The organism is Enterobacteriaceae bacterium ESL0689, assembly GCA_029433525.1.
Lineage (GTDB): Bacteria > Pseudomonadota > Gammaproteobacteria > Enterobacterales > Enterobacteriaceae > JAQTIF01.
This window is the reverse complement of sequence record JAQTIF010000001.1, coordinates 1,305,285-1,320,606: the sequence shown is the minus strand read 5'-3', so window position 1 is coordinate 1,320,606 and position 15,322 is coordinate 1,305,285. Positions and strand designations below refer to the sequence as shown.

The following is a 15,322-nucleotide window of genomic DNA, read 5'->3' as shown; positions in this document are numbered from 1 at the left end:
TCTTAGTAAACCAGTACAGCACGACGATTTTTGGCATAAGCGGCTTCATTGTGTCCCAGTACTGCCGGCTTTTCCTTACCGTAAGAGACAATAGAAATCTGGTCATCTGCAACACCGCGCCCCTGCAGATACATCTTAACCGCATTAGCCCGGCGCTCACCTAAAGCGATATTATATTCTGGTGTACCGCGCTCATCGGCATGACCTTCTACCGTCACTTTGTAGGAAGGATTGCTACGCAGGAAGTTAGCATGGCCGTCCAGTATGGCAGCATACTCAGGGCTAACGTCGTATTTATCCAGTCCGAAGTACACGATATTATTCTGCTGGAGCTGCTGCATCTGACTGCGTGCCTGCTCATCAGAATACATGTTACCGCCATTTGCATCCATGCCAGTACCTGATCCCATCATGCCTTCAGCACTTTGATCATCGCTGTTATTCTTGTTAGAAGAGCATGCCGCGATGGCCATCACCGGCAAAGCGATCATTACCCCTTTCAGCACTTTATTCAATTGCATTTCCATCATTCCTTTAATTATCAATTAGTTATCATTACAAATACGGTGACCAGGCTGGGAATTTTACCTGTCCATCCGTCGCCGGAAGACGTGCTTTGAAACGACCATCTGTCGAAACCAGATTTAGCACAGACTGCATTCCCTGAAAAGAACTATAGATCACCATCGTCCCATTCGGTGCCAGACTGGGCGTTTCATCCAGAAGTGTTGATGACAAAACCTGTACACCTCCTCCGTTCAGATCCTGTTTGACAATATGTTGCTGACGGTTGGCGGAACTGACCATAACCATAAATTTACCGTCACTGCTGACATCAGCATCCTGGTTCTGCGCACCCTCCCAGCTGATACGCTGTGGGCTACCGCCATTGATATTGACTTTATACACCTGGGGGCGCCCCGCCTGGTCAGAAGTAAAGGCCAGCGTCTGGCTATCCGGGAACCAGCTGGGTTCCGTATTGTTGCTGCGCCCATTGGTCACCTGTCGCACCTGCCCTGATGCGAGATCCATAACATACAGATTCAGGCTACCGGTTTTTGACAGTGCAAATGCCAGCTTAGAACCATCGGGCGAGAAAGCGGGCGCACCATTATGTCGAGGGAACGAGGCTATCTGACGCACGGCACCATTAGCCAGCGTCTGTATCACCAGCGCAGAGCGCCCACTTTCGAAAGTAACATAGGCCAGTTTAGAGCCATCCGGCGACCATGCCGGAGACATCAGCGGTTGCTGCGACCGTTTGACCGTAAACTGGTTATAGCCATCATAGTCAGAGACGCGCAATTCATGAGGAAATTGACCACCATTGGTCTGTATCACATAAGCAATACGGGTACGAAACGCGCCTTTTATTGAAGTGAGCTGTTCAAATACCGCATCACTGACCGTATGCGCGGCATAACGCAAATACTGCTTCGTCACCTTAAAGCTGTTCTGTGCCAGCACAGAGCCCGGTGCTGCGCCAGTATCAACGAGCTGATAGGCAATATTCCAGGAACCATCAGGATTAGCCGTCACCTGCCCTATCACCACGGTATCGATACCCAATGCCGACCATGCTGCAGGCTGTACCTCCTGAACTCGACCGGGTTGCTGAGGTAAACGTGAACGATCCAGCGGATTAAACTTGCCGCTATTACGCAAATCCGCGGCAACGATACCGGCAATATCTTCTGGCGCCGCTCCGGCCCCATCCCATTGAAACGGCACGACACCGATCGGACGTCCGGCATCCATCCCCTGGGTTATCTCGATTCGCACTTCTGCATGCAACATCGCCGCCCACAGAACGAAAAAACTGATTACTATTCGTATTGCCTGCTTCATTATTTCTCCCTTATCCAGGTACAAAACCTGATGATAATTTAGCAGATGGTTAACAAACTAAAATGCATAAAACCTCCCCGACGACAGTTTTCGCCACAGACACGCGAAAAACGGGCTCAGGGTTTAAAATCCAGCGGCACATTTTTGAATGTCTCATAGACGGCCTGCGTGGGTGGTTCAGGAAACTTGTTCATCCGGCTGGTTGCTGACAACATCTGCTGGCAGAATACCGGATCGCCGCCTTCAGATTTGACACTCAATAGCGTGCCATCCCGTGCCAGGTTAATCCGTAAGGTACAAATTTTACCTTTATAGGTATCCCAGTCATAGAGATACCCTTTAATGGCCGCCTGTACCAGGGCTACATAACTGGCTATCTCTGTCTGAGAAGCACCTGCTTGCCCTTTTTTCGTCCCTTTAGCGGGAGAAGCACCCCCTGCACTACCGTTGGCTGCTCCTTTGGGAGCATTTTTGCCAGAGCTCAAATCGCCGAACAGATCATCAACACTGCTGGCTTCTTTTTCTTTCGCTGCCGCCGCTTTCCTGGCAGCGTCAGCTTTAGCTGCTGCTTCGGCTTGTGCCTTTTTCTTTGCCTCGGCGGCGGCTTTGGCTGCCGCTTCCGCTTCAGCCTTTTTCTTTGCCTCAGCAGCGGCTTTGGCTGCCGCTTCCGTTTCAGCTTTTTTCTTTGCCTCAGCAGCGGCTTTAGCTGCCGCTTCCGCCTCGGCCTTTTTCTTTGCCTCGGCGGCGGCTTTGGCTGCCGCTTCGGCTTGCGCCTGTTTCTTCGCTTCGGCGGCGGCTTTGGCTGCTGCTTCCACTTCGGCCTTTTTCTGTGCCTCGGCCGCGGCTCTGGCTGCCGCTTCCACTTCGGCCTCTTTCTGTGCCTCGGCCGCGGCTCTGGCTGTCGCTTCGGCTTCGGCCTGTTTCTTCGCTTCAGCAGCGGCTCTGGCTGTCGCTTCTGCTTCAGCCTGTTTCTTCGCTTCGGCAGCGGCTCTGGCTGTCGCTTCTGCTTCAGCCTGTTTCTTCGCTTCGGCAGCGGCTCTGGCTGTCGCTTCTGCTTCAGCCTGTTTCTTCGCTTCGGCAGCGGCTCTGGCTGTCGCTTCTGCTTCAGCCTGTTTCTTCGCTTCGGCAGCGGCTTTGGCTGCCGCTTCTGCTTGTGCTTGTTGTTGATTATAGTTATCCACTACCGCAGCAGGATCAACCATAACAGCATCAATGGGCTCGCCACCGCCCCCCCCGGCAGAAGTATCTGTTTTTTCATCGAACGAACCCCAGATTAGCAGCACAATCAGGATAATATGCAGCGTAACTGATATAATAATCGCTCGTTTGAGTTTATCGTTTTGTCCGGTTGCCTTTAACACTATCGTTTTCCAAAAACTGTTCGCCTATTGCCGCCAACCCTAACCAGCGGTGAAAACAAAAGATATGCCGCTAATTTTCATAACGGATCAATTAAACAGGATGCGTCATTAAACCAACCGATTTCACTCCGGCGCTGTGCAACAAGTTAAGCGCTTTAATAATTTCATCATAAGGCACATCTTTTGCCCCGCCGATAAGGAATACTGTTTTTTCATTGGCAGCGAGTCGGCGTTTCGCTTCGGCAATAACCTGCTCCGGGGGTAACTGCGATAATGTTTCCGGGCCAATTTTAACGCTGTATTGCCCAATACCGGAAACTTCAACGATCATCGGGGGATCATCACTGCTTTTCACCATTTGTGATTCGGTGGCATCCGGCAGATCAACCTGAACACTCTGAGTAATAATTGGCGCGGTCACCATAAAGATCAGCAACAACACCAATAACACATCCAGTAACGGCACAATGTTGATCTCAGACTTCAGTTCATGCCGTCGACGACGTCTGGCCATCGCTTACCCCTTATTGCTCTCACTCATCGTAAACGCCTGACGGTACAAAATCGCGGTGAACTCTTCCATAAAGTTATCATAGTTCTGTTCAAGTTTATTCACTCGCTGATTCAATCGGTTATAGGCCATTACTGCCGGAATTGCCGCAAACAGTGCAATGGCGGTAGCAATGAGTGCTTCAGCAATCCCTGGCGCAACCATCTGTAGTGTCGCCTGCTTCACCGCACCAAGGGCAATAAAGGCGTGCATGATCCCCCACACCGTCCCGAACAGCCCAATATAAGGACTGACGGAACCCACCGTGCCAAGAAAAGGAATATGCATTTCCAGTGCCTCAATTTCACGGTTCATTGCAATGCGCATCGCTCGTGTCGCCCCTTCTACTGTTGCTTCCGGCGCAGGAGTATTGGCACGATGTAAACGGACGAACTCTTTGAAGCCACTATAGAAAATCTGCTCAACACCTGTCATGTCGTCGCGGTTTCCCTGACATTCCTGATATAGTCTGGACAGCTCAACACCTGACCAGAAGCGGTCTTCAAAATGCTCTGCCTCACGGGTTGCCATATTGAGAATGCGTGTTCTCTGAATGATAATGGCCCAGGAAACTATAGAAAAACCAATTAAAATCAATATGATAAGTTTTACCAGAAAGCTCGCTTTCAGGAACAAATCAAGGATATTCATATCAGTCACTGCTTAAACTCCGCGACAATAGACTCAGGAAGCGCCCGTGGCTTCATGGAAAGTGGGTCCACACAGACAACAAGAACTTCAGCCTCATTCAGGACTTTGTTCCCGGCATTAACAATGCGTTGCGTAAATCCCAAAGAGGCACCACGCATAGAGCTAATCTCTGTCTGTACATCGAGCATGTCATCCAGTCTGGCGGGGGCAAAATACTCCACCGTTATCCTGCGAACCACAAAAGCGACTCGCTCAGCAAGCAGTGCCTGTTGACTGAAGTGATGATGACGCAACATCTCTGTGCGTGCTCTTTCATAAAAAGCGATGTAACTGGCATGATAAACCACACCACCGGCATCCGTGTCTTCGTAGTAGACCCGAACCGGCCATCGAAATAAGGTTGTATTCACTTTACATCCCGGTAATGCATATACATATTAGTAAATTTTAGTTTTTCTACTATACGCGCGGAAAACAGGGTTTAAAATGAAATAAAGCTCACTATCAGTAAATTTTTGTGAGCTAATAACTTGCTTTTTTCAGATCAGCGTTATCGGTGCTATTTTCCCGCTAATCCAGTTATTCTACTACTGACTATTTTGATGCAATAAATTAATTAACGGCAGATCACGACGCTTTCTAACAGAAGAAAAACAACAGCCCCATCATCAGAGCAATATCGGCAATAAGTGGACAAAAAAACGCTTGCCAGAGCGGAGTCTGAAGGCGAAATCCAACGCCGTGGATAACACCTGCACAAACCGCCCATATCAACAAAAAACCGTGCTGGATCTCCAGCTCACTGGTTTTCGCCGCAAAACGCGTGGGGTTCCAGAAAACACATCCTGCCAGTAGCAGTGCCAGCAATAAGGAAAGCGCCCTTAACAGGCGCTTATCCATTATCGCATACAGGAACGCGATAATTTTGCTCATCAATGTTCTTCTTTCGCTGCCTGATTTGCTTCAGACTGCTCAAGCGCCAGTGCCGCGATAATCCCAAAAGCACAGGCGAGGAGCGTGCCTAAAATCCATGCGAAATACCACATATATCATCTCCTTACCTTAATAGAGCGAGTGGGTGTTTTTTTCAATATCTTCGCGCGTGATCCGACCAAACATTTTCCAGTAACACCAGGCGGTGTAACACAATATTATCGGCACGAAAACAGCAGCGACAAATGTCATCACGGTCAATGTTCTTTGGCTGGATGTGGCATCCCACATCGTCAGACCGGCATTCAGCATGGTGCTGGATGGCATAACGAACGGGAACATCGCAATACCGGCCGTCAGAATAATGCATGCCAGTGTCAGTGACGAAAAGACAAACGCCAGCGCGCCTTTGTTACGCCATGATGCGAGGATGGTTAACCACGGTAATAAAGCACCGAGCGCCGGGATCAGCCAGAGTAATGGCATATGGTTGAAGTTAACCAGCCATGCTCCCGCCTGACGAACCACTTCTTTCGTCAGCGGATTTGAGGGCGCCACAGGATCGATAGCAGAGATCACCGTGTAGCCCTCAATGCCATATACGACCCAGATACCGGCCAGCAGGAAGCAAATCAGGGTGGCAAACGCGGCAATCTGCGACGTCATGCGTGTACGCAGGTATAATTCACCGGCGGTACGCATTTGCAGATAGGTGGCCCCCTGGGTCACAATCATGGCAATACTCACAATACCGGCTAACAAAGCAAACGGGTTAAGTAGCTGAAAGAAATTACCGGTGTAGTAAATGCGCATATAGTTATCAATGTGGAACGGCACGCCCTGTAGCAGATTGCCGAATGCGACACCAATGACCAGCGGTGGCACAAAACTGCCAATGAAGATCGCCCAGTCCCACATATTACGCCAGCGGGTATTTTCAATCTTCGAACGATAGTCAAAACCTACCGGACGGAAAAAAAGTGAGGCCAGAACCAGGATCATCGCGACATAAAAACCGGAAAAAGCCGCGGCATAAACGACGGGCCAGGCGGCAAATAACGCCCCCCCGGCGGTGATCAACCATACCTGGTTTCCGTCCCAATGTGGCGCGATGGCGTTAATCATGATCCGTCGCTCAGTATCATTACGACCGAGAAAACGGGTAAGCATTCCTACGCCCATATCAAAACCGTCGGCGACGGCAAAGCCAATCAGCAGGATACCAATCAGTAGCCACCAGATTAAACGCAATATTTCATAATCAATCATTTGACGACTCCTGTCTTAGCGTACCGACTGAGTAGTAGCTGGCTGCTCAAAGTGATAACGACCCGTTTTCAGGCTACTCGGACCACGACGAGCGAATTTAAACATCAGATACAATTCCGCCACCAGAAACAGGGTATACAAGCCGCAAATCAGCAACATCGAGAAAATCAGATCCGCTGTGGTCAGGGAAGAGTTAGCCACCGCCGTCGGCAATACTTCACCGATCGCCCAGGGCTGGCGACCATATTCAGCGACAAACCATCCCGCTTCGACAGCGATCCACGGTAAAGGAATGCCGTATAACGCCGCACGCAGAACCCATTTGTTTTTGCCGACCCGATTGCGCAAAACAGTCCAGAACGAGGCCGCGATAATCAGCAGCAACAGAAAACCACAAGCAACCATAATGCGGAAAGCAAAATAGAGCGGTGCGACCTGTGGAATAGAGTCTTTCGTCGCTTGCGCGATCTGCTCTTCTGTCGCATCAGCAATGTTTGGCGTATAACGTTTCAGTAGCAGGCCATAACCCAGATCCTGTTTTACCGCATTAAACTGATTGCGGATTGCCGGGTCAGCCGTTCCGGTTCGCAGTTGCTCCAGTAACGAATAGGCTTTCATCCCATTGCGGATACGTTCCTGATGCTCTGCCATTAACTCTTTTAACCCCATAACCTGCTTATCGAGAGAGCGTGTGGCGATAATCCCCATCGCATAAGGGATCTGAATGGCAAAGTGGTTGGTTTCTGCACGTTGGTCAGGAATGCCAAACAGGGTAAACGAGGCGGGTGCGGGCTGAGTTTCCCATTCGGCTTCGATGGCAGCCAGTTTCGTTTTCTGTACGTCGCCCATTTCGTAGCCGGATTCGTCACCGAGGACAATCACCGAGAGCGCGGCCGCTAAACCAAAGCTGGCAGCGATAGTAAAAGAGCGCTTCGCAAACGCGACATCGCGGTTTTTCAGCAAATACCAGGCGCTAATGCCAAGAATAAACATGGCACCGGTGACATAACCGGATGCAACGGTATGGACAAATTTCACCTGCGCGACCGGATTTAACACCAGATCAGAGAAGCTGAGCATTTCCATACGCATGGTTTCGAAATTAAATTCCGATGCTGCCGGATGCTGCATCCAGCCATTAGCCACCAGTATCCACATGGCGGATAAGTTGGATCCCAGCGCCACCAGCCAGGCCACGGCCATATGCTGAATTTTACTCAGCCGATCCCAGCCGAAGAATAGCAGGCCAACAAAGGTGGACTCGAGGAAAAAGGCCATCAGACCTTCAATAGCCAGCGGCGCACCAAAAATATCCCCGACGTAATGCGAGTAGTAAGACCAGTTGGTTCCGAACTGAAACTCCATAGTCAGACCGGTAGCGACCCCGAGAGCAAAGTTGATACCAAACAACTTACCCCAGAATTTCGCCATATCTTTATAAATCTGTTTGCCGGAAAGCACGTAGACCGTTTCCATGATGGCCAGCAGGAACGCCATACCCAGCGTTAGCGGCACAAAAAGGAAGTGGTACATCGCGGTCAAGGCAAACTGTAACCGTGACAGTTCGACGATATCTAACATCATGACTCCTTGCTCATCGCATGAAGACTCCTGGAATGAACACCGTAAAAAACGGCTTCACACGCATGCCCCAATAAAAGTTTATCTATGCTTTTTTTCATTGTTCGCTACCTGAATGGTAATGAACTGTAATGAAATATTTATAGATATGTTAACAAAAAACCATATTGATCCTGAGAGATACTACCTTGTAACACCTTTACAATAAACAGGTTTTGACTGAATTCCTTCTGCATTCTACGACAGTGATCGATAGATAGCGAATCTATCACTTTCAGGTCAATTTGATCGGCAACAATTTAACGCTTTTTGGCAACTTTTTCTAAAAATTAAAAAAATTGATTTCAATCAAAACATAATTATTTGTTAAATAATTATTTCCAATGTGAAGATAATTATAGCCTTGTTAATTTAATGTGTATTAAATAGATCTGATGACAGCCTATTCCAGCCAATGCACTCCATTTTTGGTTACATTATGAATGCCGGGAACGATGTTGTCTGATCACTATAGCGAACAGACCACCTGACGGTGGTCAGATCCGATCGCCATAATACAGGTGGGCCAGGCTCTAAAGTTTATCTGATAAAAATCAGGCTGGTTATGATATGAAAAATTTACCCGAGCAGTGATTGCAGCGCTTCACCAATATCCGCCAGGCTACGAACGGTTTTAACGCCAGCGGCTTCCAGTGCAGCAAACTTTTCCTCTGCCGTGCCTTTACCCCCTGCGATAATCGCCCCCGCATGCCCCATGCGCTTACCTTTTGGTGCCGTGACGCCAGCGATATAGCTGACAACCGGTTTCGTCACATGATCTTTAATATAAGCGGCGGCTTCCTCTTCCGCGCTGCCACCAATTTCACCAATCATGACAATCGCTTCGGTCTGGGGATCCTGTTCAAACATTGACAAAATATCAATAAAGTTAGCGCCAGGGATCGGATCGCCACCAATACCGACACAGGTTGACTGGCCAAAGCCATAATCCGTCGTTTGCTTCACCGCTTCATACGTCAATGTCCCTGAGCGGGAAACAATGCCAATTCTCCCCGGCTGATGAATATGTCCCGGCATAATACCGATTTTGCAGGCACCTGGGGTAATCACCCCAGGACAATTGGGCCCGATCATGCGCACACCGGCTTCATCAAGCTTCATTTTGACGATCAGCATATCGCGTGTCGGAATGCCTTCCGTAATGGTAATGATGAGCTGGATACCGGCATCAATGGCTTCCAGAATGGAGTCTTTGCAAAAGGGTGCCGGTACATAGATAACGCTCGCTGTTGCCCCGGTTGCCGCAACCGCGTCACGCACAGTATTAAACACCGGCAGCCCGAGATGAGTAGTTCCCCCTTTGCCTGGGGTCACGCCCCCCACCATTTGGGTGCCATAAGCTATCGCCTGTTCGCTGTGGAAGGTGCCCTGACTACCGGTGAATCCCTGGCAGATAACACGTGTATTTTTATCAATTAAAATAGACATTATTTTCCCTCCACCGCAGCAACAACTTGCTGCGCGGCATCCGCCAGACTTTTCGCAGCAATAATATTCAGACCACTTTCCGTCAGTTTTTTTATCCCCAATTCGGCATTGTTGCCTTCCAGACGAACCACCACCGGAACATTAACGCCGACCTCTTCTACTGCGCCAATAATACCGTCAGCAATCAGATCGCAACGCACAATACCGCCGAAAATATTCACCAGTACCGCTTTGACCTTGTGATCAGAAAGAATAATTTTAAACGCTTCCGATACACGCGCTTTGGTTGCGCCACCGCCCACATCAAGGAAGTTCGCCGGTTCGCCGCCATACAGCTTGACGATATCCATCGTGCCCATCGCCAGGCCAGCACCATTTACCATACAGCCGATATTCCCCTCCAGCGCGACATAGTTTAGCTCCCATTGCGCCGCCTCGGCTTCACGAGGATCTTCCTGTGACCGATCATACATATCGCGTAATTCTGGCTGGCGAAACAGCGCGTTACTGTCAACAGATAGTTTTCCGTCGAGACAGATCAGATCACCCTGACGGGTGATCACTAGCGGGTTGATCTCGATGAGCGCCAGATCCCGTTCGAGGAAAATCGTTGCCAGTCCCATAAAGATTTTGCTGAATTGCTGTACCTGTTTGCCTTCGAGACCTAATTTGAACGCCAGTTCACGTCCCTGGTAAGGCATCGGCCCGACTAAGGGATCGAGTGTGACTTTATGGATCAGGTGGGGTGTTTTCTGCGCGACTTTTTCAATTTCCACCCCACCTTCCGTCGAGGCCATAAACACCACGCGTCGGGAAGTGCGATCGATCACTGCGCCAAGATATAACTCTTTGTCGATATCCGTCGCCGCTTCCACCAGCAGCTGATTAACTGGCTGTCCGCTGGCGTCGGTTTGATAAGTCACCAGACGTTTTCCCAGCCAGTTGGCTGCAAAAGTGCGAACTTCTTGCTGATTTTTAACTAATTTCACCCCTCCCGCTTTACCACGGCCACCGGCATGAACCTGACATTTTACCACCCACGGCCCGGCACCGATTTTCGATACGGCGTCTTCAGCTTCCTGGATCGTTGTCGCAACATACCCGGTGGGCACAGGCAGGCCATAGTGAGAAAAGAGTTGTTTCGCCTGATATTCATGTAAGTTCATGTGTCCAGTCCATCCTTCTGATCATAATTATTATTGAACCGCTGCCTCGGTGACAAATAATTGATATGTGTCCCGTCCCGCCATACTTCGCGGAGATGCGACTACACATCCAGCAATAAACGGGTAGGATCTTCTAACAACGCTTTAATCGTCACCAGGAAGCCTACCGATTCACGACCATCGATCAGACGATGGTCGTAAGAGAGCGCCAGGTACATCATTGGCAGGATCACGACCTGACCATCGACCGCCATCGGGCGATCTTTGATCGCATGCATACCGAGAATGGCACTCTGTGGCGGATTAATGATCGGCGTGGACATCAGCGAACCGAAGACACCGCCATTGGTGATGGTAAAGTTACCGCCGGTTAAGTCCTCCACCGTAAGTTTGCCATCATTGCCTTTGACGGCCAGTTCTTTTATCTGCTTTTCGATATCAGCCATACTTAGCTGATCCACGTCACGCAGCACCGGCGTTACCAGACCACGGGGGGTCGAAACGGCCATACTGACGTCGAAGTAGTTATGATAAACCACATCCGCGCCATCAATGGAGGCATTGACTTCCGGATAGCGTTTCAGCGCTTCAACCACCGCTTTGACATAAAAGGACATAAAGCCAAGACGAATGCCATGACGTTTTTCAAACGCTTCACCATAGTGCGCGCGCAGATCCATGATCGGCTTCATGTTGACTTCATTGAATGTGGTCAGCATCGCGGTGGCGTTTTTCGCTGCCAGTAAACGCTCAGCCACACGTTTACGCAGTCGCGTCATCGGTACTCGTTTTTCTGTACGCTGCGCCCACTGAGCCGATGGTTGTATCGCAGGTGTGGTCACCGGGGTTTTATCTTCTGCCATCGCCAGATGCTTACTGATATCTTCTCGTGTCAGGCGTCCCCCGACACCGGTGCCAGCGATGATCATACTGGCATCCAGACTGTGCTTAGCCAGCAGGCGACGAATGGACGGGCCAAGCGCATTATTACTCTCTACTGATAAAGAGGCCTGTTGGCGCTGGGCCGGAGAGGGTTCTTCCTGCACGATTTTCGCACTGGAGGCTTTTCCTGCACTGTTACCTTCACGTAAACGGCCAAGAATCTGACCGGAATGCACTGTCGCGCCTTCATCTTCGAGGATAACGTCCACCGTACCATCGACAGCCGCCGGTACTTCCAGCACGACTTTATCGGTTTCGATTTCTACCACCACTTCATCACGGCTGACCGTATCGCCGGGCTTTTTATGCCAGACCGCCACGGTCGCATCGCTGACAGACTCAGGCAGATCAGGAACCAGAATATCTACACTACTCATTATCTATCCTTTCATTAATCGACATTCAGTGCATCGTTGACTAAATCCTGTTGCTGCTTTTGATGAACAGAGATATAGCCTACCGCTGGAGAGGCAGAAGCCGGGCGTCCGGCATAACGCACAGCGGCACCAAACGGAATCACTTCACGAAAATGATGCTGAGTGCAGTACCATGCTCCCTGGTTAAGTGGTTCTTCCTGACACCAGACAAAATCACGCACATGGGCATAAGGCTCCAGTGCCGCCTGTATTGCCTGATGCGGAAATGGATAGAGTTGTTCTATACGCACGAGAGCGACATTTTTTTGTTTGTTTTTCCGACGTTGTTCCAGCAAATCGTAATAAACCTTACCCGAACAGAGCACCACCCGTCTGACCTCGTGGGGAACAAGATCATCGCTTTCACCGATCGCCGCCTGAAACGTCCCTTCCGCCAGTTCATCGAGACAGGATACTGCCAGCGGATGACGTAACAACGATTTCGGCGACATCACGATCAGCGGACGCCGCATACCGCGCAGCGCCTGACGGCGTAACAGATGATAAATCTGAGCGGGCGTCGAGGGTACACAAACCTGCATATTTTGTTGCGCACAGAGTTGCAGATAACGCTCCAGACGCGCAGAGGAGTGTTCGGGGCCTTGTCCTTCATAACCGTGCGGCAAGAGCATCACCAGACCACACATCCGCCCCCATTTCTGCTCACCGGAGCTAATAAACTGGTCAATCACCACCTGAGCGCCATTGGCAAAATCACCAAATTGCGCTTCCCAGATCGTCAGTGTGCGGGGTTCGGCGCTGGCATAGCCATATTCGAACGCCAGTACCGCTTCTTCTGACAGGACAGAATCCCACACCTGGAAACGCGCCTGACCATTGTGGACATGATGTAACGGTGTATAAGTCGCGCCGTTGATCTGATTATGGATCACCGAGTGACGGTGGAAAAAAGTCCCGCGCCCGGCATCTTCACCGGAGAGACGAACCGCAATGCCTTCATCGACCAGAGTCGCATAGGCCAGATTTTCTGCCGCTCCCCAGTCAAACAATCTGTCACCGGCCGCCATCGCCTGACGATCATAATAAATCTTCGCCACCCGCGACTGCATCTCAATGCTATCCGGGATGGTACTGATACGCTTTGCCAGCGCCTGCAGACGTGGCATGGCAACCTGGCCTGAATAGGCTTCATCCCATTCATGGCTCAGGTATGCCGACCAGGTTAAGGAGTGCAAATTCATCGGACGCCATGCCTCGACCACACAGGTGCCCGCATCCAGCATATCGCGATAAAGATTCACCATCTCGGTCGCATCTGCCAGGGTTAATACCTGCTCCCGTTCCAGCTGATCCGCGTAGATTTTACGTGGCGTTGGATGCTTCTTGATCTTCTGATACATCAACGGCTGAGTGGCGCTGGGCTCATCGGCTTCGTTATGGCCGTGACGACGATAGCAGACCAGATCGATAAAGACATCATGCTTAAAGGTATGGCGAAAATCCACCGCCAGACGGGCGACAAAAGCGACCGCTTCGGGATCATCGGCATTCACATGAAAAATTGGTGCCTGCACCATTTTGCCGATATCGGTGCAGTAAGGGGTGGAACGCGCATCCTGTGGATTGGAGGTGGTAAAGCCGATCTGGTTATTAATGACAATATGTACGCTGCCCCCCACATCATAGCCACGGGCCTTAGACATATTCAGCGTTTCCTGCACCACACCTTGCCCGGTGACCGCCGCATCACCGTGAATCGTGATGGGTAAGACTTTATTACTGCCCGCTTCATCCAGCCGATCCAGACGCGCGCGTACAGAACCGATAACCACCGGGCTGACAATTTCAAGATGTGATGGATTAAAGGCCAGTGCGAGATGAACCCGGTTACCGTCAATTTCCATGTCAGAGGAGAAGCCGAGGTGATATTTCACATCGCCGGTGCCCAGAGACTCTTTATGTTTGCCCGCAAATTCATCAAACAGATCCTGTGGCTTTTTACCTAACACATTCACCAGCACATTCAGACGACCACGGTGGGCCATCCCCAGCACCACATCACGGGTCCCGCTTTTCCCCGTGTAGCGGACTACCTCTTTTAGCAGCGGGATCAGCGCATCCCCGCCCTCCAGTGAGAAACGTTTCGCGCCGGGGAACTTCGCGCCAAGGTAACGTTCCAGCCCCTCAGCAGCCGTCAGCTCTGACAAAAAACATCGCTTCTCTTCGTGGCTAAAACGGGCTCTGCCAGCCACCGATTCGATACGCTGCTGGATCCAGCGTTTCTCTTCCGTTGAGGTAATATGCATATATTCGGCCCCGATCGTGCCACAATACGTCTGTTTGAGCGCCGCAATAAGCTCATTGAGTATCATGGTATCTTTACCGGCGGCAAAGGTGCCGACGTTATAGCTTTCCTGCAAATCGGCCGCACTTAAACCGTGGTATGCAGGATCGAGATCGGCCACTTTCTCCTGCTGCCATAATCCCAGCGGATCAAGGCTGGCATGCTGATGCCCACGGAAACGATAGGCGTTGATCAGCTGGATGACTTTAACTTGTTTGACATTGGTATCAGGATCGGTCATCGATGGGTGATAGTGCGCAGGCGCTTTCGCCAGCCGACGAAAATAATCGCGTGTTTTGCGGTGAGATGGTTCGGGTTTCGCATCAGCGGCGGGCAGTTGCTGAAACAGCATGCGCCAGTGCGCATCAACAGAGTCGGGGTCGGTTAAAAAGTCCTCATAGAGCTGCTCTATCCAGCTCTGGTTAGCACCAGAGAGAAAAGAGGAGTCAAGCCAGGCCTTCATTGTGCCATTCTGCATTATGATCCCTTAAGTGCTTAGAATCTGGCCCATCAGGCTATTTGACTTACCATTCTGGACACGGGCAGTGGCCGAAATCCTCACGTACTCTATCTGTACGTTGCGGTTTCTTTGCGCTGTCGCTGTCCAGACGGGCGGCATCAATCACGCCTGATGGAAGAGACTCTTAGTATGTTTTACATCTATTTCCAATTAGAAACAATAACATACAATAAACCATTGTACGTACCAGGATTCAGTTATGGCGGAAGATGGGTCGCTTCTGTCCACCAGTGAACCTTGAAAAACGCCTGCCATAACAGCGGACCGTTTTTAAAGATTATCTGCACGACAG

At 50.4% G+C, this 15,322-nt stretch carries 14 protein-coding genes; all 14 read right to left on the bottom strand.

Annotated features, from left to right (window positions below; all coding sequences use genetic code 11):
* Positions 1 to 2: 2 nt before the first annotated feature.
* A complete protein-coding gene (pal, locus tag PT300_06435) occupies positions 3 to 521 on the bottom strand; it encodes a peptidoglycan-associated lipoprotein Pal (protein ID MDF7680258.1) in 519 nt (172 codons plus the stop codon).
* A 34-nt stretch (positions 522 to 555) separates the two neighbouring features.
* The gene (tolB, locus tag PT300_06430) at positions 556 to 1,848 is read right to left on the bottom strand and encodes a Tol-Pal system beta propeller repeat protein TolB (GenBank protein MDF7680257.1); all 1,293 of its coding nucleotides are present in this window, start codon (positions 1,846 to 1,848) and stop codon (positions 556 to 558) included.
* Between the two features lie 116 nt (positions 1,849 to 1,964).
* Positions 1,965 to 3,209 (bottom strand): cell envelope integrity protein TolA, encoded by a 1,245-nt coding sequence (gene tolA, locus PT300_06425; GenBank protein ID MDF7680256.1) that lies wholly within the window; start codon positions 3,207 to 3,209, stop codon positions 1,965 to 1,967.
* A gap of 91 nt (positions 3,210 to 3,300) precedes the next feature.
* On the bottom strand, positions 3,301 to 3,723 hold the full coding sequence (gene tolR / locus PT300_06420; GenBank protein ID MDF7680255.1) for a colicin uptake protein TolR: 423 nt from the start codon (positions 3,721 to 3,723) through the stop codon (positions 3,301 to 3,303).
* A gap of 3 nt (positions 3,724 to 3,726) precedes the next feature.
* Positions 3,727 to 4,419, bottom strand: coding sequence for a Tol-Pal system protein TolQ (gene tolQ, locus PT300_06415; protein MDF7680254.1), 693 nt, complete (start codon positions 4,417 to 4,419; stop codon positions 3,727 to 3,729).
* The gene (ybgC, locus tag PT300_06410; GenBank protein MDF7680253.1) at positions 4,416 to 4,820 is read right to left on the bottom strand and encodes a tol-pal system-associated acyl-CoA thioesterase; all 405 of its coding nucleotides are present in this window, start codon (positions 4,818 to 4,820) and stop codon (positions 4,416 to 4,418) included. Before ybgC ends, tolQ begins: the two co-directional genes overlap by 4 nt.
* Positions 4,821 to 5,049: 229 nt before the next feature.
* Positions 5,050 to 5,343: a cyd operon protein YbgE gene (gene ybgE, locus PT300_06405; protein MDF7680252.1), complete on the bottom strand. Its 294-nt coding sequence runs from the start codon at positions 5,341 to 5,343 to the stop codon at positions 5,050 to 5,052.
* Positions 5,343 to 5,456: a cytochrome bd-I oxidase subunit CydX gene (gene cydX, locus PT300_06400; protein MDF7680251.1), complete on the bottom strand. Its 114-nt coding sequence runs from the start codon at positions 5,454 to 5,456 to the stop codon at positions 5,343 to 5,345. The genes ybgE and cydX overlap by 1 nt, the downstream gene beginning before the upstream one ends.
* Before the next feature lie 16 nt (positions 5,457 to 5,472).
* The gene (cydB, locus tag PT300_06395; protein MDF7680250.1) at positions 5,473 to 6,612 is read right to left on the bottom strand and encodes a cytochrome d ubiquinol oxidase subunit II; all 1,140 of its coding nucleotides are present in this window, start codon (positions 6,610 to 6,612) and stop codon (positions 5,473 to 5,475) included.
* A gap of 15 nt (positions 6,613 to 6,627) precedes the next feature.
* Positions 6,628 to 8,193, bottom strand: coding sequence for a cytochrome ubiquinol oxidase subunit I (gene cydA / locus PT300_06390; GenBank protein ID MDF7680249.1), 1,566 nt, complete (start codon positions 8,191 to 8,193; stop codon positions 6,628 to 6,630).
* Between the two features lie 618 nt (positions 8,194 to 8,811).
* Positions 8,812 to 9,681 (bottom strand): succinate--CoA ligase subunit alpha, encoded by an 870-nt coding sequence (gene sucD, locus PT300_06385; GenBank protein MDF7680248.1) that lies wholly within the window; start codon positions 9,679 to 9,681, stop codon positions 8,812 to 8,814.
* A complete protein-coding gene (sucC, locus tag PT300_06380) occupies positions 9,681 to 10,847 on the bottom strand; it encodes an ADP-forming succinate--CoA ligase subunit beta (protein ID MDF7680247.1) in 1,167 nt (388 codons plus the stop codon). The genes sucD and sucC overlap by 1 nt, the downstream gene beginning before the upstream one ends.
* A 101-nt stretch (positions 10,848 to 10,948) precedes the next feature.
* Positions 10,949 to 12,166 (bottom strand): 2-oxoglutarate dehydrogenase complex dihydrolipoyllysine-residue succinyltransferase, encoded by a 1,218-nt coding sequence (odhB, locus tag PT300_06375; protein MDF7680246.1) that lies wholly within the window; start codon positions 12,164 to 12,166, stop codon positions 10,949 to 10,951.
* Between the two features lie 14 nt (positions 12,167 to 12,180).
* On the bottom strand, positions 12,181 to 14,988 hold the full coding sequence (sucA, locus tag PT300_06370; GenBank protein MDF7680245.1) for a 2-oxoglutarate dehydrogenase E1 component: 2,808 nt from the start codon (positions 14,986 to 14,988) through the stop codon (positions 12,181 to 12,183).
* Between the last annotated feature and the right edge of the window lie 334 nt (positions 14,989 to 15,322).

Coding starts and splice junctions, on each gene's coding strand:
- pal (MDF7680258.1), bottom strand. CDS start 521: ATGCAATTGAATAAAGTGCTGAAAGGGGTAATGATCGCTTTGCCGGTG.
- tolB (MDF7680257.1), bottom strand. CDS start 1,848: ATGAAGCAGGCAATACGAATAGTAATCAGTTTTTTCGTTCTGTGGGCG.
- tolR (MDF7680255.1), bottom strand. CDS start 3,723: ATGGCCAGACGTCGTCGACGGCATGAACTGAAGTCTGAGATCAACATT.
- ybgE (MDF7680252.1), bottom strand. CDS start 5,343: ATGAGCAAAATTATCGCGTTCCTGTATGCGATAATGGATAAGCGCCTG.
- cydX (MDF7680251.1), bottom strand. CDS start 5,456: ATGTGGTATTTCGCATGGATTTTAGGCACGCTCCTCGCCTGTGCTTTT.
- cydB (MDF7680250.1), bottom strand. CDS start 6,612: ATGATTGATTATGAAATATTGCGTTTAATCTGGTGGCTACTGATTGGT.
- cydA (MDF7680249.1), bottom strand. CDS start 8,193: ATGTTAGATATCGTCGAACTGTCACGGTTACAGTTTGCCTTGACCGCG.
- sucD (MDF7680248.1), bottom strand. CDS start 9,681: ATGTCTATTTTAATTGATAAAAATACACGTGTTATCTGCCAGGGATTC.
- sucC (MDF7680247.1), bottom strand. CDS start 10,847: ATGAACTTACATGAATATCAGGCGAAACAACTCTTTTCTCACTATGGC.
- odhB (MDF7680246.1), bottom strand. CDS start 12,166: ATGAGTAGTGTAGATATTCTGGTTCCTGATCTGCCTGAGTCTGTCAGC.
- sucA (MDF7680245.1), bottom strand. CDS start 14,988: ATGCAGAATGGCACAATGAAGGCCTGGCTTGACTCCTCTTTTCTCTCT.